Raw genomic sequence first — 18,483 nt, 5'->3', positions numbered from 1 at the left:
TCGCGCAATGCTTGAATCATCAAGTAAATGTGGCGGCCGCGCAGTGTGCGCGCCGACTAGCCGGAACCTGTGAACCATGACTCATGCCCTGATCGAGCGCATCGATGCGATCATCGTCGACTTGCCTACCATCCGCCCGCACAAGCTGGCCATGCACACCATGCAGCAGCAGACCCTGGTGGTCTTGCGCCTGCGCTGCAGCGACGGTGTCGAAGGTATCGGCGAGGCCACTACCATCGGCGGCCTGGCCTATGGCTACGAAAGCCCCGAGGGCATCAAGGCGAACATCGATGCACACCTGGCACCGGCGCTGATCGGCCTGCCGGCGGACAATATCAATGCGGCCATGCTCAAGCTGGACAAGCTGGCCAAAGGCAACACCTTCGCCAAATCCGGCCTCGAGAGTGCCTTGCTCGATGCCCAGGGCAAGCGCCTTGGTCTACCGGTCAGCGAACTGCTCGGTGGACGGGTGCGTGACAGCCTGGAGGTGGCCTGGACCCTGGCCAGTGGCGATACCGCCCGCGACATCGCCGAGGCCGAACACATGCTGGAGGTGCGCCGCCATCGTCTGTTCAAACTCAAGATCGGCGCCAACCCGCTCGAGCAGGACCTCAAGCACGTGGTAACGATCAAGCGTGAACTGGGCGAGCGTGCCAGTGTCCGCGTCGACGTCAATCAGTACTGGGACGAGTCCCAGGCAATCCATGCCTGCCAGGTACTGGGCGACAACGGCATCGACCTGATCGAGCAACCGATCTCGCGCATCAACCGCGGTGGCCAGGTGCGCCTGAACCAGCGCAGCCCGGCGCCGATCATGGCTGACGAGTCGATCGAAAGCGTCGAGGACGCCTTCAGCCTCGCCGCCGACGGTGCGGCGAGCATTTTCGCCTTGAAGATCGCCAAGAACGGCGGCCCACGCGCCGTGCTGCGTACCGCGCAGATCGCCGAGGCGGCCGGTATCGCGCTGTACGGCGGGACCATGCTGGAAGGTTCGATCGGAACCCTGGCTTCGGCACATGCCTTCCTCACCCTGCGCCAGTTGACCTGGGGCACCGAGTTGTTCGGGCCACTGCTGCTGACCGAGGAAATCGTCAACGAGCCGCCGCAGTACCGCGATTTCCAACTGCATGTGCCGCGTACGCCGGGGCTTGGTCTGACGCTCGATGAGCAACGCCTGGCGCGCTTTGCCCGCCGCTGAAACCACGGTTTGAGGTCATACGCCGATCCCTTCGGGATCGGGCCGCGTAAGCCTCCAGACATATCGCAAGACAGGAGAGAACTACATGCTGTTCCACGTGAAGATGACCGTGAAACTGCCCGTCGACATGGACCCGGCCAAGGCTGCACGACTGAAGGCCGACGAGAAGGAACTGGCCCAGCGCCTGCAACGCGAGGGCACCTGGCGCCACCTGTGGCGCATCGCCGGCCACTATGCCAACTACAGCGTGTTCGATGTGCCAAGCGTCGAAGCATTGCACGACACGTTGATGCAACTGCCGCTGTTCCCCTACATGGACATCGAGGTGGATGGCCTGTGTCGCCACCCGTCGTCGATCCACGCCGACGACCGCTGATCCGACCTGACCCAGCGACTACCTGACAAGAACAATTCGAGGTAAACACCATGACCGTGAAAATTTCCCATACTGCCGACATCAAGTCCTTCTTCGAAGAAGTGGCAGGCCTAGGCCATGCCGAGGGTAATCCCCGCGTCAAGCAGATCATCCTGCGCCTGCTGCAGGACACCGCGCGCATGATCGAAGACCTGGAGATCAGCGAGGACGAGTTCTGGCACGCCGTCGACTATCTCAACCGCCTCGGTGGGCGTAATGAAGCCGGCCTGCTGGCCGCAGGTCTGGGCATCGAGCACTTCCTCGACCTGCTGCAGGACGCCAAGGATGCCGAAGCCGGTCTCACCGGTGGCACTCCACGTACCATCGAAGGCCCGTTGTACGTCGCTGGCGCGCCGCTGTCCGAGGGCGAGGCGCGCATGGACGACGGGACCGATCCAGGTGTGGTGATGTTCCTCCAGGGCCAGGTGTTCGACGCCGAAGGCAAGCCGCTGGCCGGAGCCACCGTCGATCTGTGGCATGCCAACACCCAGGGTACCTATTCCTACTTCGATTCGACTCAGTCCGAATACAACCTGCGCCGGCGCATCGTCACCGATGCCGAGGGCCGCTACCGCGCCCGCTCGATCGTGCCGTCAGGCTATGGCTGCGATCCCCAAGGTCCGACCCAGGAATGCCTGGATTTGCTCGGCCGTCACGGCCAGCGTCCGGCGCACGTGCACTTCTTCATTTCCGCACCGGGGCATCGCCACCTGACCACGCAGATCAACTTCGCCGGTGATCAGTACCTGTGGGACGATTTCGCCTATGCGACCCGCGACGGGCTGATCGGCGACCTGCGCTTCGTCGAGGACGCCGCGGCGGCGCGCGACCGTGGCGTGCAAGGTGACCGCTTCGCCGAACTGGCGTTCGACTTCCACCTGCAGGCGGCCAACGCTCCCGAAGCCGAAGCCCGCAGTCACCGGCCACGGGCCTTGCAGGGTAACTGATCGAAGCGGATCGTGAAGGTTTGGCCCGGGTCTTTCCGTGCGGGGAGGGCCTGGGCTTTTTCGTTTTGCGTCATCGCGATCAAGGCCATGGGTTTTGGCCAGTGGATATCTCGGCAAAGCCGATTATGCTTCAGATACCTTGCTGTGATCCGAGGCCCGGCATCTTGTGCCTGGTGATCCGCTGCAAGCCCTGAGGCCTGGGTACGAAGGTGAAATGGGTGTGAGGTGCTCCGGCCTGCGACAATGACAAGACGGAGGCAACCCATGGCGGTTCTCGACAGCGCATCCACGGGCAGTAGCGCGCCCCAACGCGGTATCACCAAGGAGGAGCGCAAGGTCATCTTCGCGTCGTCCCTGGGCACGGTATTCGAGTGGTACGACTTCTACCTCTACGGCTCGCTGGCGGCGATCATCGCCAAGCATTTCTTCGCCGGCGTCAACGAAACCACCTCGTTCATCTTCGCCTTGCTGGCCTTTGCCGCAGGCTTCGCCGTCCGACCGTTCGGGGCCATCGTGTTCGGCCGGCTCGGCGACATGATCGGGCGCAAGTACACCTTTCTCATCACCATCGTCATCATGGGCCTGTCCACGGCAGTGGTGGGCTTGCTGCCCAGCTACGCGGTCATCGGCGTGGCCGCGCCGGTGATACTCATCACCTTGCGTCTGCTGCAAGGCCTGGCGTTGGGCGGTGAATACGGCGGCGCTGCGACCTACGTGGCGGAACACGCGCCCAAGGGGCGGCGGGGCTTCTTCACCGCCTGGATTCAGACCACCGCGACCTTGGGCCTGTTCCTGTCCTTGCTGGTGATCCTCGCCTGCCGCACGGCACTGGGTACCGAGGCCTTCGAAGCCTGGGGCTGGCGCATCCCGTTCCTGCTGTCGATCCTGTTGCTGGCGGTCTCGGTATACATCCGCATGCAGCTCAACGAGTCGCCGGTGTTCATGAAAATGAAGGCCGAGGGCAAGGCGTCCAAGGCGCCGCTGACCGAGTCCTTCGCTCGCTGGGACAACCTCAAGGTGGTCATCATGTCGCTGCTGGGCGGCACCGCCGGCCAGGCTGTGGTGTGGTACACGGGGCAGTTCTACGCGCTGTTCTTCCTGTTGCAGATGCTCAAGATCGATCCACAGACGGCCAACCTTCTGATCGCCGGGTCGTTGCTGATCGGCACGCCGTTCTTCATCTTCTTCGGTAGCCTGTCCGACCGAATCGGGCGCAAGAAGATCATCATGGCCGGTTGCATCATCGCTGCGCTCACCTACTTCCCGATCTTCAAGGCGTTGACCGAGTACGGTAACCCCGACGTGTTCGTGGCTCAGGAGCAGAACCCCGTGGTGGTGGTGGCCGATCCTGACCAGTGCGCGTTCCAGTTCGACCCGGTGGGTAAGGCCAAATTCACCAGTTCGTGCGACATCGCCAAGAGCCTGCTGGCCAAGCGCGCCATTCCCTACACCAACGAGGCAGCCGAGCCAGGTAGCCTGACCCAGATCCGCATTGGTGAGCGTGTGTTGCCGAGCTTCGATGGCAGCGCGCTGGCAGCCGCCGACTTCAAGGTGCAGAACGATGCGTTCACCGCCACCCTCGGCGGGGCGCTGAAGGAAGCCGGTTACCCCGAGAAGGCCGATCCGGCGAAGATCCATTACCCGATGGTGTTGTTGCTGCTGACCGTGCTGGTGATCTACGTCACCATGGTCTACGGACCGATCGCCGCCTGGCTGGTGGAGCTGTTCCCAGCGCGCATTCGCTACACCTCCATGTCCTTGCCGTATCACATCGGCAACGGCTGGTTCGGCGGGTTCTTGCCGACGGTGGCGTTCGCCATGGTGGCCGCCACGGGGGATATCTACTACGGATTGTGGTATCCGATCGTGATTGCAGTGATGACAGCGGTACTGGGGATTTTCTTCCTGCCGGAAACCAAGGACCGGGATATCCATCACGCGTGAAGTCGTCATGCTGCGTACCGGCGTCGTTGCTCGGCGCCGGTCTGCAGGCTCAATCGAAATAGCCGCGCAAATTGAACAGATAGCTGGTGTCCACGGCTGCCTCGCCCTGATGCGTGCGCCTGTTCAGCACGAACTCGAACGCCGGCTCGTACAACCCATCGCGCACCACGGCCCCCGCGAGCACTTCGACATCGTACCAACCGTTGTCGATCTCGATGATCGGCCGCCCCGGCACCTGGTAGCGGGCCAACAGGTCGCCCAGCGTCTTGTTGGTGAAGTGCTGCAGGATGCGCCAGGTATAGAGCATCACGGCACGGTGTTCGACGCGCAGGATGTAGCCGGTGCGGTGGTGCTTCAAACGGCTGCCCGGTTCCCGCAGCGCAGGCTTGTGCCCGTCGAGGGTGAAGAGGATGTGGTAGGGCAGGTTGTCGACCCCGGCCAGTGGTACCACCACGCCTTCCCGCACGGCTCGGTCACCGCTGTCGGTGCGGGTGAATTCAGTGGCCAGGTCGTCGGGCAGGTGATGATCGAGCTTGAAGCGTTCGAGCACCTGGATGTCGCCGAGCAGGAAATAATCCACCAGGTCGTTGAGGACTTCGCTGAATTCGTGGCGCATCTGTTTTCCTTGTTGTGGCGCACAAGTCACAGCTGCAAATGTAGCGAACCCAACTGCGCCCTGCCAGAGGCCGCGCTCAAAGCGCCGAGCCTGGTCCATCGGACCGGCTCGGCTGCGGGGGGATCAGAAGGTGGCCTTGACTTGCAGGCCAAACACCAGGGCATTGTCGATGTCTTTGCCCGAGAAGGCGCCCGGCTCGATGATGTATTGCACATCAGGGCGCAGGTTCAGCCACGGGGTGGCTTGATAGCCATAGCTCAGTTCGATCAACCGTTCGGCATTGTCGATGTTGGGGAACTGCTCGCCGGCGTTGAGAGCGGCGTCCTCGAGCACGTCGCGGCTGCGTGGATTGGGCACCGCACGGCCATAGCCCAGGGCCACGGTATCGCGCGGACGACCTGCGAACGGCTTGTACAGCACGACGCCGGCGCCATACCACTTGGTGAACGGCGAAGCCGCCTTGCTCGATGCCGAATATTGACCGAAGGCATGCAGACTGCGGCCTGCAGAGTTTTCATCGTTCCACACGGCCTGATCGATCAACAGGTAGTGGCCGCCACGTCCGGACACTTCCTTGTCGCTGCCGATGCGCTTGACGTCTGAGCTGTCGTAGTAATAGCCCAGCTTGTACTCACCCGGCAGCTCGCCCTGCAGCTTGTACACCAGCTCCACGGGCACCACGGTACCGGTGGTGTGCTTGGGACCCAGGTGCCAGGCACGGCTGGAGTTACCATTGCTTTCAGGGTCGACGTTGAACGCCGCCACGCGAAGTTGCCACGCGGGTGACAGATCGTATTTCACCCGCACGCCCAGATGGGCGTTGGGGTAGTTTGCCCAGCCGCTGCCACCGGACATGTTCAGCGGGTGTCCACAGAAACCGGCGTTCATGAAGTTGCACAGGATGCCGCTGTCCAGCCCGCCGACGTCGTTGCCCATGGCCATGTAGCCAAGCTTGACGTTGAGTGCCGGGGTGAACAGGGTGCGCTCGTAGCTCAGTTCGGTCAGGCGCGTGTACAGGCCGCCGAAGTTCTCCTGAATCGGCAGGCGGTTGCCGACCAGGTCTTCGGAGGCGCTGTTGCCGCGCCGGTCGTTGATGGTCAGCTGGGCCTTGCCGCCGTTTTCCAGACCATACAGTTTCGACAGGTCGAACTGTACGCCCAGCTTGACGTTCTGCGAATAGCGCGCCGAGCGATGCAGACCGCCGTGGGCGTTATAGGCGGTTTCACCGCTGTAGTCGCCGGTGAACTTGATGCCTTCATCTTCGAGCTGGTGGCGCAGGCCGCCCCAGTCGCCGGTCATCGTACTGCGCGAGAGCAGGTCGCCCTCGGCCAGGGCAGAAGTGCTGGCCAGGGCCAGCAACAGGGTAGGAGTGATGCGAATAGCGGATGGCATTGCTGTGTCTCGTAGTGTTTCTCAGGGCCCGCTCGCGGCGGTTCATCGTCACGAGAAACCCGCTCTACAGGGATCACTGTGACCTGTAGAGCGGGTTTGCCGTGGCGACGAACGCCGTGAAGGTTGCGACGAAGTGTTATGGCAGTGCGTAAGAGATCACGTAGTCGCCACGATCGGTCGACTGGCGAGCACCACCGGCGGTGACCACCACGTATTGCTTGCCGGTCTTGGGCGAGACGTAGGTCATCGGGCCACCTTGGCTACCGACCGGCAGGCGGGCCTTCCAGATTTCGTTACCGTTGCTGCTGTCGTAGGCGCGCAGGTAGAAGTCCTGGGTGCCGGCGATGAACACCAGGCCGCCTTGGGTGGACAGGGTACCGCCCAGCGTTGGCAAGCCGATCTTGATGGGCAGGTGCATGCGGATACCCAGGGGGCCGGTGTCCTCGACCGTACCGACCGGAACCTGCCAGGCCACCTGACGGGTCTTCATGTCGATCGCGCTCAGGGTGCCGAAAGGCGGTGCCTGGCAAGGGATGCCTGCGACCGACAGGAAGCGGTTCTTGTTCACCGCATAAGGGGTACCCTTGAGCGGCACGGCACCCATGCCGGTGTTCAGCGCTTCACCGCCGGAAGAGGTTTTGCCCTGGTTCTGCGACGGAATCATCTGGATCCACAGGCCCAGGCGCATGTCATTGACGAAGATGAAACCATGCACCGGATCGGTTGAGATGCTGCCCCAGTTCATGCCGCCCAGCGAGCCTGGGAAGCTCAGCGACAAGTCGGTGCCCGGTGCAGTGTACAGGCCGTCGTAGCGCATCTTCTTGAAGTCGATGCGGCACAGCAGTTGGTCGTATGGGGTAGCGCCCCACATGTCCGACTCGGTCAGGGTCTGCGCGCCGATTTGCGGCATGCCCACCGATTTCGGTTGGGTCGGGGAGTAGGGCTCGTTAGGAATGTTGCTCGGCTTGACCGGTACTTCGTCCACCTGGGTCAGCGGCTTGCCGGTGGCCCGGTCGAGCACGTAGATCTGCCCGGCCTTGGTGCCGATCACTACTGCAGGGACGGTTTTACCGTCATCCTTGGTGAAGTCGATCAAGCTCGGCTGCATTGGCAGGTCGAAGTCCCAGAGGTCGTTGTGCACGGTCTGGAACACCCACTTCTGGTTGCCGGTGGTGGCGTCCAGCGCCAGTACCGACGCACCGTAGGTGTGGTCGAGCTTGCTACGTTCGACACCGTAGATGTCGGTGGACGAGGAGCCCATCGGCAGGAAGACGGTATTCATGTCTGGGTCGTAGGACATCGGTGCCCAGCTGTTCGGCGTGCTGCGCACGTAGGTGCTACCGTCCGCGGGCGCCTTGCGGTCTTCTGGATTGCCTGGGTCGAAGGCCCACTTCATGGCCCCGGTGATCACGTCGAAGCCGCGGATCACGCCGCCTGGCATGTCGGTCTGGACGTTGTCGGCAACACGACCGCCGACCACTACCGTAGTGCCGGCCATGAGTGGCGCGGAGGACAGTTGGTAGTAAGAGTCCGGTACGTCACCCAGGCCCGCCTTCAGGTCGACCTGGCCGTTGTTGCCGAAGCCCTGGCAGAACTCACCGCTGTCCGCATCCACGGCGATCAGGCGACCGTCGATGGTGTTGGTCAGCAGGCGACGCTGGCAGTTGGCACCGGCCGGGACGCTGACGCTGGTGATCGGCGAGCTGTTCGGCTGGGTCGGCTGAGCGATCGCGGCGGTGGCGTCGAAGTAGGCCATGCCGCGGCAGCGTTGCCAGACCTTGGACTGGGCGTTGATCTCATTTTTCCACAGCTCTTTGCCAGTGTCGGCGTCGAGTGCGATGAGGTTGTTGTGCGGAGTGCAGATGAACACCTTGTCGCCGACCTGCAGCGGGGTCAACTGGTCTTCGGCACCGTTGCCGTCGCTGATGGCGACGTCACCGGTGTGGTAGGTCCAGGCCACCTTGAGCTTGTCGACGTTGTCGCGGTTGATCTGGTCCAGCGCGGCGAAGCGGCTGCCACCTTCGGTGTTGCCGTAGTGGGCCCAGTCCTTCTGCTCCTTGCCAGCTTCGACCGGGGTGATGCCCGGGCCTTTGCCGTTAGGTGCAACGCTTGGGTGCGCGACGAACATGTTGCCGACGGCGATCGCCAGCACCACGGCCAACACGCCGGCCAGACCATAGGCGCCACGCCCGGCGCTAGCACCGCTGGCACGGGCCAGCATGGGGTAGACCAACGCCACGACCATGCCGATCGCGGCGAACATGAACAGGCGAGAGAACAGCGGCCAGAATACCAGGCCGGCGTCGATCACCGCCCAGATCGCCGTGCCCAGCAGGAACGCGGCGTACAGCCAGGCTCCGGCAGGCTTGCGTCGGGCGATCAGGACCCCGGCAACGGCCATGACCAGTCCGCCGATCAAGAAGTACCAGGAGCCGCCGAGGCCAGCGAGCTTGATGCCGCCAGCCGCGAGAAGGAGGCCAAGCAGGGCGATGATCACGCCCAGGCCGGCCAGGATGAAAGTGGAGGCGCCAGAGGCGCGCGGTGTTTCGTTCATGCCAGAGATCTCAGCAGGTGGAATCGGCGCAGTTTAAGCCCTTAGCAAGCTAATTAACAAGTTAGTACATTGTCTTGTGGGGCTGATTGTCGCAGGCGTGAACTTGCGTCAATGTGCTGAAAATTCTAGAACAAGCGGCGAAAAATGCACGTAGGACGCTGAAACGGCACAAATCGAAATGACTTGATCTTCACGCATTCATCCAACGCCGGGCCTGCCATGCGAAGGCAGGCCCGGATCGTTCAGAAGTGATAGCTGGCGGTTACGACGGCTGCGCGGGCATCCCCGTACTCGATGGCCGAGGAGCGTGCTGTAGAGCCGCTGCGTTGGCGGACCCGCTCGACATAGGTCTTGTTGAAAAGGTTGTTGACGTTCAACTGGATGTCGAATCGTTCCTCGACCCGATAGTTCAGCATCGCGTTGTGCAGCCAGAAGGCGTCGAGCTTGGCGTTGGTACTGGAGGTGACATTGCGCCGGCTGACATGGTGGGCGCCGTAGCCCAGCGTCCAGGCGTCGTTCAGTTCATAGGTGGTCCACAGGTTCAGCGAGCGCGGTGGCGTGTTGGCCAGCGCTTGTCCTTTTCGCGCCGAGCTGGCATTGCCCGGAGCGGCTGCGAGGACCTGACTGTCGAGGAAGGTGAAATTGGCGAACACATTCCACTGCGGGCTCAGGCGACCGGTCAGACCCACCTCCAAGCCTTGCACCCGCTGCTTGCCAGAAAGTTGTGTCGAGCCATCTGACAGTGTTTCGCGGGCGTTGTGCTTGACGATGTGGAATAACGCGGCATCGAGCTCCAGCGCGTGCTCCAGCAACGCCCACTTGCTACCAAGCTCCCAGGCTTGGGAGCGCTCGGGTGAGAGCACTTGGGTGTCGCCATCCAGGCCTCGTCCGTTGCCTGTGAGGCTTTCCACGGTCGGGTCGAAGGAGTTGCCCCAGGAGACGTAGATGCGGCCGATCTCGTTGGGCTTGTAGATCAGCCCGGCGCGGCTGCTGAGCACGCTATCGCTGGTTTTGAATGCCGAGGTGCGGGCATGTGCCGGGGAATAGGCAGCGGTCTTGCCGACGAGGTGGTCCTGGCGCAGGCCCAGGTGCAGGTCCCAGCGCTCGTCCAGGGCAATGGTGTCGAACACATATAACGCATAGGCGTCCAGGGTGTTTTCGTTGTAGCGCGTGGTCGTCCGAGCGAGGTGGCCGGACCAGTGGCCCGGTGGGTTGCCGAGGGCATAGCCGTTGGCGGGGTAGCTCGTTTTATCAAGGCCATGGTTGTAGGTTTCGAGATCCAGTGTTTCGCGGGACAGCTCCACCCCCGCGACCCAGTCGTGGGTCATGTTCAGCCAGCGGGCGTTGCCGATCAGGCTGCTCTGGTTCATCCACAGTTCGGTGGTGGCGTCGCGGCCGTAACCCTGTGGCCCCGCCGGGCGATAGCGCCCAGCGGGCAGCCCACGGGTTTCGACCTGGGCGGCGGAGACCACGGTATCGCGCTCGAGGCGGCTATAACGATTCATGTGCAGCAGGCGTACTTCATCATTGAAATCGTGCTCCAGCTTGAGGGTGAAGAGGCTGTGCTCGACCTCTTCCTTGTCCAGACCTTGCAAGCCGAAATACGCGTCGCGCTCAACACCTGTCAGGCGCCGGCCATCGAGCGCTGGCACGCCGTAATCGGGGAGGTTGTCGTCGACCTGATGGGATGCGCTGAGTGTTAGCCGGGTACTTTCATTCAGGCCCAGGCTCAGACTGGGGGCCACGCCCCAGCGCTCGCGTCTGATGCTGTCCCGGCCAGGCACCTGGTTCTTGTGCTGCATCAGGTTCAAGCGAACAGCGCTGTTGTCGCCGATGTTCTGCAACGGCTGGTTGGTGTCCAGGGTCAGGCGCTGGTAGTGGTCGCTACCCAATCCTGTGCTCAGCTGGGTGAACGCGCGCTGTGCGGGCTCCTTGCTGATGACATTGATGCTGCCGCCGGTGGTACCGGCCCCGGCGAACACCGAGTTGGGCCCCTTGATGACTTCGACCTGCTCGGTGTTGAAGGTATCCGATCGGGTGGTCTGGGCAGTATCGCGCAAGCCGTCGAGCAACAGATTGCTGTCGGCCGAGAAGCCGCGGATGCTGATACTGTCACCGGAGCCGCCGCCACCTTCGCCGGCATTGAACGTGATGCCCGAGACATTGCTCAGCACCTGGCGTAAGCCCAGTGCCTGCTGGTTGGCGATCAGTGGCGCGGGTACCACGGTGATGGTCTGCGGGGTGTCGAACAACGGGGCGGGAAGCTTGTGCGAAGCCGAGAATTCGGTACGTAGCCCGGGTGCCGGTGCAATGATTTCGGTGGCCGCCACTTCGAGCGTAGTGGGTGGCTCGAAGAGGCTGTCGGCCCATGTCGAGGTGGAGCCCAGGCCGAGCGCGGAGGCGGTGAAGACATGACGAAGACGGCGGTCGGGGATCGTGAGGTGCATAGCGGATGTCCAGATTTCAGGCGCACGAGCGCACTACCACTGCCTGGTAGGCCAGGCAGGCATTGAAAGGAAGGTCGGTGGGTTTTGGGGTCAGGCGGAAGGGGCGGGCGCGTCGCCGCGGTAGGACACGGCCAGCCAGACGGTTGGAGTGGGTAGGGGCATCGGCAGTTTGGTAGGTGTCATGGGGAAACTCGCGGTAGAGGTGGTACTCCACTATGGACGTATTGCCTCAATGTCGCGCTTCTTGACCGTCCACGCTGTTTGTAGGACCGTTCTCTGATTTGGATGCCGAGACACTTATGGACAATTCTTGGCGATGAAGATGTTCATGGCCACCGTCGAAACTCAGGGGTTTTCCGCCGCCGCGCGCAAAATGGCCGTGGCGACCTCCTCGGTGACGTGCCTGGTCGATGCCTTGGAAGCGGAGCTGGGTACCACCTTGTTCAACCGCTCCACACGCCAGGTCAGCCTGACCGAGGCGGGGCTGCGCTACTACACCCGGGCGCGGGAGATCTTCGAAGCGCTGGAGGCGGCCGATGCCAGTGTCGCCGACCGTGGCGAGGAACCGGCGCCGGCTTGCCAGCCCTGGCATTGCTGGTCTTCCTGGTGTTTGGCCGATGCGTCTGACAGGCTCAGCGTCCCAGTGGCAACGCCACGCCGATGAGTGCGAACAAGCTGCCGCAGCAGCGGTTGAAGCGCTTTCCGCCCCGGGCCAGCCAGGGGCGGATGCGAAACGCCATGCGCGCCAACAGATACTCGACCACACACTCCACCCCTGCAAGGGTCGCAGCCATCACCACGAACTGCAGCAGCAGGTCACGCTGCGGATCGATGAATTGCGGTAGGAAGGCGCCATAGAACAGCAGCACCTTGGGGTTGGCCATGGCTGACAGCAAGCCATGGCGCAGTAAACCGGCGTTGCTCAACCTCGGCGTCTGCGCGGTGCTTTGCAGATGCAGCGCAGGGCTGCGCCACAGCTGAATGCCAAGCCACACCAGGTAGGCCCCGCCCACCCATTTCAGGACGGTCAGCAGCGAGGCACTGGTTTGCAGCAAGGCGGTCAGGCCGAACATCGCCAGGGCGATCAGCGCACTGAAGCCAATGACGCCACCGGCGATGGTGAACAGCGTGCGTCGGTCGCCGTAGATGGCGCCGTGGGTCAAGGCGAGCAAGCTGTTGGGGCCTGGAGTGAGAGACAAGCCAATGCTGGCAAGCAAGTAGATGAACCAGGTGTCGAGCGCCATGCGGGTCAGCCTTGTGCAGTCATGTAGCGGCCAGTGCGGCCGGGCGTCGGCCCGGGGTGATCATTGCGGGGTTCCGAACAGACCCGTCCAATAGATGCCTGCGTCGCTCTTGGGGTCGGTTGCGTAGGCGGCACCCATTTCTCGGAAGTCCGGGTTCATGAGCGTGGCGCAGTGGCCCGGGCTGGCCAGCCAGCCATCGACGACCTTGCGCGCGCTGTCGCGTCCCGCGGCGATGTTCTCGCCGATCTGCTGGTACAGGTAGCCTGCCAGCTCGGCACGATCCCCCGGGGTGCGATTGTCGCGGTCGATATGGTCGAAGAAATTCTGGTTGGCCATGGCTCGGGTATGGCTGGCTGCGACACCGGCCAGCGTGGTGTTCCAACTGAGGGCTGGTGCCGCAGCGAACGGCTGCCCACCGCACTGGCGGGGAGCCTTGCGTGCGGCGTTGACCTCTTGCAACAGTTTCTGTCCTTCGGCCTGCCAGTCTCCCAGGCGTCCGCTGAGCAAAGGGCGGGCCAGCACGATACGCCAGTCGCGACCTTCCTGGCTGACGCCGATGTCGACGAATTGCGGGTCCAGGACGACTTGGCAGAAGCTTTCTTCGATGGCATGCATGGCCGCCCGTGCGTCGCGGGGACCCGACAGGCTGATCGCCTGGACATTGACCATCGGATAGGCCGCTCGGGTCATGGCCTGCTGCAGGTCGCGGGTGCCTTCCGGCGACAGGGCCAGCCGCGTGTCGCTGTTGAGCGGGGGCAGTTCCAGCGACGCGCCGTCGCCGCAGGGTTGGGCCTGGCTGCGGTAGACGTTGATCGAATCGATCAGTTGCGCCTCTTCGCCGGTTACGGCCAGGGCCGAGGTCGAGATGACCAGCCCTGCCGACAAGGCAGCAACGGATGACAGGACGCGCATGTGGATCTCCCTATGACTGGCAGCGTCGTGGTTTGCGCTGCTCATCCTACACAAGCCTGGCGCTTTTGGCCCCGGTCATGTGCAAAGCGAAAAAAAGCCGGCAAAGGGTGTTGGCGGCAAAAGCATGGATAGACCTCCCTGGTAGGGAAAAGTGCGATCAAGCATGAATCGTTCTTGTTGCCATCTGGCGTGTTGCCTTCAACCATCGACCGTAGCGGGCGCTGGCCGTTCCTTGCGCCTGGGTTCAGCGGGCCAGGGCCTGGTTGGGTTTGTAGAAGATGAAGTGGCGGGTCTCGGCTGTCTTGCGATAGACCTTGGCCCAGTCCGGGTGGACCTGGCGGTCGTGGAAGTACAGCGCGCCACCGGTGGAGTCCTGGAGCTGTTGGTTGAGCGCCTTGCGTGCGATCTCCTTGGCGATGTCATAGCGCTGCGGCTCTTCGACCTGGTCGGGGCGTCCGTCGCACCACCAGGAAAACTGGCAAGCGCGATGTTCGACGCCCTGTTTGACCACGCCGCAGATGGTGTCGGGAAAGCCTTCATGACCCAGGCGATTGAGCACTACGCTGGCGACGCCACGCATGTCCTTGTCGTCGGCGCCCTTGGCTTCCCAATAGAGGGTGCGGGCCAGGCAGGTGATACTATCATCCATCGGCGATTGCCCGGCCGGGTCCACCGCGCGTACTTCGCCCGAGGTGAGCTTTTCGTCCGATCTGGGGGGCGAGGCATCCTCCACCACCTTTTCTTCGAGCGCCTGGGCCTTGTCTTCGGCGACGGCCGCTTTGTTTGCCTCTGCAGCGGACAAAGAGGCAGCCAGCAAGGCTGCGGTCAAACCGATCAGCATTCCCGTCGGGCGCATGGACGAATACTCGAACTGTGGGCTGACTCACAGTCTAGCCAAACGGAATCGAACTGGCCTGAGGGGGCAATGGCCTCTTACAACCCAGCCTCGACTTTGGCCGCACGCTCGGCCGGTAGCCACGGTTTCCAGACGTCCGGGTTGGCACGCAGGAACTCGATCGCGGCTTCTCGGGGGGGCTGGCGGGTTTCGCTCATCTGTGCCAGGGCTTTGTTCAGGCGGTCGATGGGCAGGTCGACCTTCTCGAAGACTGCGACCAGATCGGGGTAGTCATCGCGAAACGCCTTCGACACGCCAATCGACAGCTTCGCCGGCAAGGATTGGCTACCGCGCGGTTTGGGGTTGCGCGGATCCATCAGCGTAGACCAGGCGTCGGCGTCATAGGCAGGTTCTGTCAGGCGCACCAGGTCGTAGCGGCCGATCAGAGGCGCGGGGCTCCAGTAATAGAACAGTACCGGTTGGCCGCGGCGGATGGCCGAAGCGATCTCGGCATCCAGCGCAGCACCGGAGCCGGTGCGGAAATTGCTGTACAGGTCATCGAGACCGTAGGCCTTCAGTTTCTGGCTATTCACCGTTTCCGAGGTCCAGCCGCTGGGGCTGTTGAGAAAACGGCCTTTGTCGGGGCTCTCAGGATCGCGGAACACTTGGGGATAGCGCTTGAGGTCATAGACGCTGCGCAGGTCTGGCGCCAGGGGCGCAAGGTCACGCTTGGGGTCTCCTTTGATCACATAGGCGGGTACCCACCAACCTTCCTCGGCGTTCTTCACCGTGTCGCCCAAGGCGAACACCTCTCCCTCCTTTTCGGCCTTGATCCAGGCAGGGCTGCGTCCGGCCCATTCCTCGGCGATGACCTGCAGGTCGTTGCGGGCCAGGGCGACTTCCATGCTCACGGTGCTGCCGGGCAGGGTGTCGGTCGGGTAGCCGTAACCGTGCTCGGCGATCAGGCGCAGGACTTCGGTGGTGAAGGCGCCACTTTCCCAAGTGATGGCGCCGAAGTGAATGGGGGCGCGTTGGTCTTTCGAGGCGGCGGATTCGCTGCTGGCCAGGCCGATGGCCAGCAGCAAACCAGCCACTAGGGTGGACATTCTGTTCATGAGCCCTCGTCGATGGCAGATACTTGCGGTTCGCCAAGTGTAGACGACGAGGCGTGCGGGGCCGTTCAGGCCCCGCCGACGCGGTCAGACGCGGAACTGGTCCATCAGCGCTTGCTGCTGATTGGCCAGGCTGTTCAACGACTGGCTGACGCGGGCCGATTCATTCGCCTGCCCCGACAGCGACTCGGTGACATCGCGGATGGTCGCGACGTTGCTGTTGATTTCCTCGGCCACCGCGCTCTGCTCCTCGGCGGCCGAGGCGATCTGCAGGTTCATGTCGGTGATCACCGTCACTGCCTGGCCGATACGTTCGAGCGCAGTCACTGCCTGGCAAACCTGTTCGACACCGCCCTGGGCCTGACGATGACTGTTGTCCATCGCCCCGACCACCTCACGGGTACCGTTTTGCAGGGTTTCGATGACTTGGCGGGTTTCTTCCACCGACTCCTGGGTACGACGTGCGAGGTTACGGACTTCGTCGGCCACCACGGCGAAGCCGCGCCCGGCTTCCCCGGCCCGGGCAGCCTCGATGGCCGCGTTGAGGGCTAGCAGGTTGGTCTGCTCGGCGATCGAGCGGATTACCTCGAGCACCGAGCCGATGCGCTCGCTGTTCTGCGCCAAACCCTCGACCTCGGTCATGGCATTGGCCATCTCGGCGGCCAGGGTGTCGATACTGCGAGTGGTGTGCTCGATTACCGCCAGGCCCTCACGGGTTGCCTGGTCAGCGTCACGGGCCGCCTGTGCGGCTTGCGCTGCGCTGCGGGCGACATCTTGCGCAGTGGCGCTCATTTCATTGGACGCGGTGGCCACCTGATCGACCTGGCGATACTGCTGCTCCATGCCTGCACTGGTCTCGGTGGCGATGGCCGAGGAGCGGTCGGCGGTGCCCCGGGCATCCTGCACCGAGCGCTTGACCTCGGCGATGATCGGTTGCAGCTTGTCGAGGAAGCGGTTGAACCAACTGGCCAGCTTGCCCAGTTCGTCCTGCTTGTTGTAATGGAGGCGGCGGGTGAGGTCGCCTTCGCCACTGGCGATGTCTTCGAGCATGGCAGCCACGCCGAGGATCGGTCGTGTCACACTGCGGGCCATCAGCCAGATCAGCAGCAGTCCGGCCACCGCTGCGGCCAGGCCCAGGCACAGTTCCAGCAGTGTGCCGCGGGTGTTGAGTCCATCGAGTTCTCGCTTGAGGCTATCGGCAGGCCCGGTCAGGGCCTCTTCCGGCACATCCAGAATGACGCCCCACGGGCGGCTGCCGGGAATCGGCGCGAAAGCAGCCAGCACCTTGAGGCGTTGCTGGTCATGGGCAATGGTCATTTTTCCATTGGCCAGCTTGCCGATCAGCTCGGCGCCCTGGCGTGGGTCGACCTGGTCGAATCGCTGGGCCAGCTTGCTCGCATCGGCGCTGTAGCCGGCGAGCAGGCCTGCCGGGCTGAGAATGCCGACAGTGGTGCGGCCTTGGTAAAGGCTGCGGCTGGCCTCCTGGCTCACTGCCTGCAGGCTATTGAGGTTGATATCCACCGACAGGGTGGCGATGACCTTGCCGTCGACCTGCAGCGGGAAGGCGATGCTGGTCATCAGCACACGCTGGCCTTCGATGTCATAGAAGTAAGGTTCGATCAGGCAGACTTTGGCGGTTTCCCGTGGGCAGGTCCACCAGGCATTGGCCGGCTGGCCCGCTGCGCCGACTTCGGTATTGGCCATGTCATGTTCAGGCAGGGCCATCGAGGTCAGTTTACCGGCCTGCGGCTGCGACCAGTACAGGGCGAAACGGCCGGTCTCGTTGCTGCCCAGAGCCTCCTGGTTGACGAACAGGCTGTCCTTGTTGTCCAGGGCGTTGCGCTCGAACACCAACGACAGGCCGAGCAGTTCGGGGTTGGCCTGGAGGGCGGCGTGGACCTGGCGGGTCATGTCCTCGCGCAGGTCGAAGGCATCGATGAAGCGCTTTTCCGCCTGTTCGCGCAGGAATAGCACCTGCCGGGCAAAACCGGCGCCATATTGATAGGCATCCATGAATTGCCGACGGATGTTCAAAGCCTGCACTTCGCCTTGCGATTCGATCCGTGCCTGGGCCGCTTCGGCGAGCATCTGCGAGCTGCTTGCCTTGACCAGCTCGGAGCTGTGATCCATGCGGTAAAGCGAAAGGCCGACGAGCAGACTGACGATACCGGCCAGGCAGAGGCCGGCGAGCAGCGTGATCTTCCACTGGATGGAGAGTTGACGCAGAGGCATGAAGTGACCCTTGTAGATGAAGTGTGGCTGGCTTTGTATCGGCAGAGTTGACGCCGACTTTATTGAGGCGGGAGCTTGATTTGGTTGTTCCCGGATTGGCCGGGGGGGCTGGCTGGTTTGGCATTGAGACTGGGGGAAGATCCATTTTGTGTAGCGGCGCTACTGGCCCCTTCCGCCTTTACGGTGGGCAACTTTTTTCTTGGAAAAAGTTGCACAAAACCGCTTGCTCCCCCATACGGCCCCTACGCTGCGCTTCGGGGTCCCCTCGCTCCGGCGGCTTGCGGGCCCGCGCGGCCTACGACTTGCTGCGCAAGTCTACATCTCGCGCCTCCGGCTACGCCGGAGGGTGCTGCGCACCTGGCCCTCCAGCCACCTCCACTCGGCCTCCTGAGGTCGCGGGTAGATCAAAAGCAAGAGCAAGATCAAAAGCAAGATCAAAAGCCAGGGCAACGGCGGGCGAATCGCTGCGCTCTCGCTTTTTCCTTTACCTATCGTTTTGTGTTGTTGCGGATCTCGCGGTCTGCCTTTCGAAGATAACGCCAGTGGCGGCGCCGCCGCTAACTTTGCGACGTCAGGAGGCCGAGCGTAGGCGTCTGTAGGGCCAGGTGCGCAGCACCCTTCGGCGTAAGCCGAAG

The 18,483-nt window shown here is 63.0% G+C and carries 14 protein-coding genes and 2 pseudogenes; 5 read left to right on the top strand and 11 right to left on the bottom strand.

Annotated elements, in window-relative coordinates; genetic code table 11:
* The first annotated feature begins 76 nt into the window (after positions 1-76).
* The 4 genes from E2H86_RS08420 to E2H86_RS08405 all read left to right on the top strand — a co-directional run bounded on the left by E2H86_RS08420 (position 77) and on the right by E2H86_RS08405 (position 4,504).
* Positions 77-1,198 (top strand): muconate cycloisomerase family protein, encoded by a 1,122-nt coding sequence (locus tag E2H86_RS08420; protein ID WP_133326625.1) that lies wholly within the window; start codon positions 77-79, stop codon positions 1,196-1,198.
* A gap of 85 nt (positions 1,199-1,283) precedes the next feature.
* The gene (gene catC, locus E2H86_RS08415; RefSeq protein WP_133326623.1) at positions 1,284-1,574 is read left to right on the top strand and encodes a muconolactone Delta-isomerase; all 291 of its coding nucleotides are present in this window, start codon (positions 1,284-1,286) and stop codon (positions 1,572-1,574) included.
* Between the two features lie 50 nt (positions 1,575-1,624).
* Positions 1,625-2,560, top strand: coding sequence for a catechol 1,2-dioxygenase (catA, locus tag E2H86_RS08410; RefSeq protein WP_133326620.1), 936 nt, complete (start codon positions 1,625-1,627; stop codon positions 2,558-2,560).
* 264 nt (positions 2,561-2,824) lie between these two features.
* Complete coding sequence (locus E2H86_RS08405; protein WP_133326618.1) at positions 2,825-4,504, top strand: MFS transporter; 1,680 nt, start codon at positions 2,825-2,827, stop codon at positions 4,502-4,504.
* A 49-nt stretch (positions 4,505-4,553) separates the two neighbouring features.
* Here E2H86_RS08405 and E2H86_RS08400 read toward each other — a convergent pair whose 3' ends face one another.
* The 5 genes from E2H86_RS08400 to E2H86_RS08380 form a co-directional block, all read right to left on the bottom strand.
* The gene (locus tag E2H86_RS08400; RefSeq protein ID WP_133326616.1) at positions 4,554-5,120 is read right to left on the bottom strand and encodes a hypothetical protein; all 567 of its coding nucleotides are present in this window, start codon (positions 5,118-5,120) and stop codon (positions 4,554-4,556) included.
* A 123-nt stretch (positions 5,121-5,243) separates the two neighbouring features.
* Entirely contained in the window at positions 5,244-6,512 is a 1,269-nt protein-coding gene (locus E2H86_RS08395; protein ID WP_133326614.1) for a carbohydrate porin, read from the bottom strand.
* A gap of 136 nt (positions 6,513-6,648) precedes the next feature.
* Entirely contained in the window at positions 6,649-9,066 is a 2,418-nt protein-coding gene (locus tag E2H86_RS08390) for a glucose/quinate/shikimate family membrane-bound PQQ-dependent dehydrogenase (protein ID WP_133326612.1), read from the bottom strand.
* A gap of 242 nt (positions 9,067-9,308) precedes the next feature.
* The gene (locus tag E2H86_RS08385) at positions 9,309-11,513 is read right to left on the bottom strand and encodes a TonB-dependent receptor (RefSeq protein ID WP_133326610.1); all 2,205 of its coding nucleotides are present in this window, start codon (positions 11,511-11,513) and stop codon (positions 9,309-9,311) included.
* A 16-nt stretch (positions 11,514-11,529) separates the two neighbouring features.
* A complete protein-coding gene (locus E2H86_RS08380) occupies positions 11,530-11,727 on the bottom strand; it encodes a hypothetical protein (protein WP_133326608.1) in 198 nt (65 codons plus the stop codon).
* A gap of 102 nt (positions 11,728-11,829) precedes the next feature.
* Between E2H86_RS08380 and E2H86_RS08375 the strand changes: the two are divergent.
* A pseudogene (locus E2H86_RS08375) lies at positions 11,830-12,081 on the top strand (LysR family transcriptional regulator); the annotation flags it as partial.
* Between the two features lie 64 nt (positions 12,082-12,145).
* Here E2H86_RS08375 and E2H86_RS08370 read toward each other — a convergent pair.
* The 6 genes and pseudogenes from E2H86_RS08370 to E2H86_RS26760 all read right to left on the bottom strand — a co-directional run.
* Positions 12,146-12,757, bottom strand: a complete 612-nt coding sequence (locus E2H86_RS08370; protein ID WP_133326606.1) for a LysE family translocator — start codon at positions 12,755-12,757, stop codon at positions 12,146-12,148.
* Between the two features lie 60 nt (positions 12,758-12,817).
* Positions 12,818-13,669 (bottom strand): CAP domain-containing protein, encoded by an 852-nt coding sequence (locus tag E2H86_RS08365; protein WP_133326604.1) that lies wholly within the window; start codon positions 13,667-13,669, stop codon positions 12,818-12,820.
* A gap of 244 nt (positions 13,670-13,913) precedes the next feature.
* On the bottom strand, positions 13,914-14,525 hold the full coding sequence (locus E2H86_RS08360) for a cell wall hydrolase (RefSeq protein ID WP_133326602.1): 612 nt from the start codon (positions 14,523-14,525) through the stop codon (positions 13,914-13,916).
* Between the two features lie 77 nt (positions 14,526-14,602).
* On the bottom strand, positions 14,603-15,619 hold the full coding sequence (locus E2H86_RS08355; RefSeq protein WP_133326600.1) for an ABC transporter substrate-binding protein: 1,017 nt from the start codon (positions 15,617-15,619) through the stop codon (positions 14,603-14,605).
* Between the two features lie 84 nt (positions 15,620-15,703).
* The gene (locus E2H86_RS26765; RefSeq protein ID WP_439958281.1) at positions 15,704-16,459 is read right to left on the bottom strand and encodes a methyl-accepting chemotaxis protein; all 756 of its coding nucleotides are present in this window, start codon (positions 16,457-16,459) and stop codon (positions 15,704-15,706) included.
* A gap of 102 nt (positions 16,460-16,561) precedes the next feature.
* Positions 16,562-17,527 (bottom strand): annotated as a pseudogene (locus E2H86_RS26760) (PDC sensor domain-containing protein); the annotation flags it as partial.
* Positions 17,528-18,483 lie beyond the last annotated feature (956 nt).

Origin of the sequence: Pseudomonas putida (assembly GCF_004357765.1) — a bacterium.
GTDB lineage: Bacteria > Pseudomonadota > Gammaproteobacteria > Pseudomonadales > Pseudomonadaceae > Aquipseudomonas > Aquipseudomonas putida_U.
The sequence above is the reverse complement of the archived record's forward strand: the minus strand, read 5'-3'. Positions and strand labels throughout refer to the sequence as shown.

What these genes read in the sequence shown, in the direction of transcription:
- E2H86_RS08370 (WP_133326606.1), bottom strand. Translation starts at nt 12,757, where the DNA reads ATGGCGCTCGACACCTGGTTCATCTACTTGCTTGCCAGCATTGGCTTG.
- E2H86_RS08420 (WP_133326625.1), top strand. Translation starts at nt 77, where the DNA reads ATGACTCATGCCCTGATCGAGCGCATCGATGCGATCATCGTCGACTTG.
- E2H86_RS08360 (WP_133326602.1), bottom strand. Translation starts at nt 14,525, where the DNA reads ATGCGCCCGACGGGAATGCTGATCGGTTTGACCGCAGCCTTGCTGGCT.
- E2H86_RS26765 (WP_439958281.1), bottom strand. Translation starts at nt 16,459, where the DNA reads ATGGAGCAGCAGTATCGCCAGGTCGATCAGGTGGCCACCGCGTCCAAT.
- E2H86_RS08400 (WP_133326616.1), bottom strand. Translation starts at nt 5,120, where the DNA reads ATGCGCCACGAATTCAGCGAAGTCCTCAACGACCTGGTGGATTATTTC.
- E2H86_RS08405 (WP_133326618.1), top strand. Translation starts at nt 2,825, where the DNA reads ATGGCGGTTCTCGACAGCGCATCCACGGGCAGTAGCGCGCCCCAACGC.
- E2H86_RS08390 (WP_133326612.1), bottom strand. Translation starts at nt 9,066, where the DNA reads ATGAACGAAACACCGCGCGCCTCTGGCGCCTCCACTTTCATCCTGGCC.
- catC (WP_133326623.1), top strand. Translation starts at nt 1,284, where the DNA reads ATGCTGTTCCACGTGAAGATGACCGTGAAACTGCCCGTCGACATGGAC.
- E2H86_RS08395 (WP_133326614.1), bottom strand. Translation starts at nt 6,512, where the DNA reads ATGCCATCCGCTATTCGCATCACTCCTACCCTGTTGCTGGCCCTGGCC.
- E2H86_RS08385 (WP_133326610.1), bottom strand. Translation starts at nt 11,513, where the DNA reads ATGCACCTCACGATCCCCGACCGCCGTCTTCGTCATGTCTTCACCGCC.
- E2H86_RS08365 (WP_133326604.1), bottom strand. Translation starts at nt 13,669, where the DNA reads ATGCGCGTCCTGTCATCCGTTGCTGCCTTGTCGGCAGGGCTGGTCATC.
- catA (WP_133326620.1), top strand. Translation starts at nt 1,625, where the DNA reads ATGACCGTGAAAATTTCCCATACTGCCGACATCAAGTCCTTCTTCGAA.
- E2H86_RS08355 (WP_133326600.1), bottom strand. Translation starts at nt 15,619, where the DNA reads ATGAACAGAATGTCCACCCTAGTGGCTGGTTTGCTGCTGGCCATCGGC.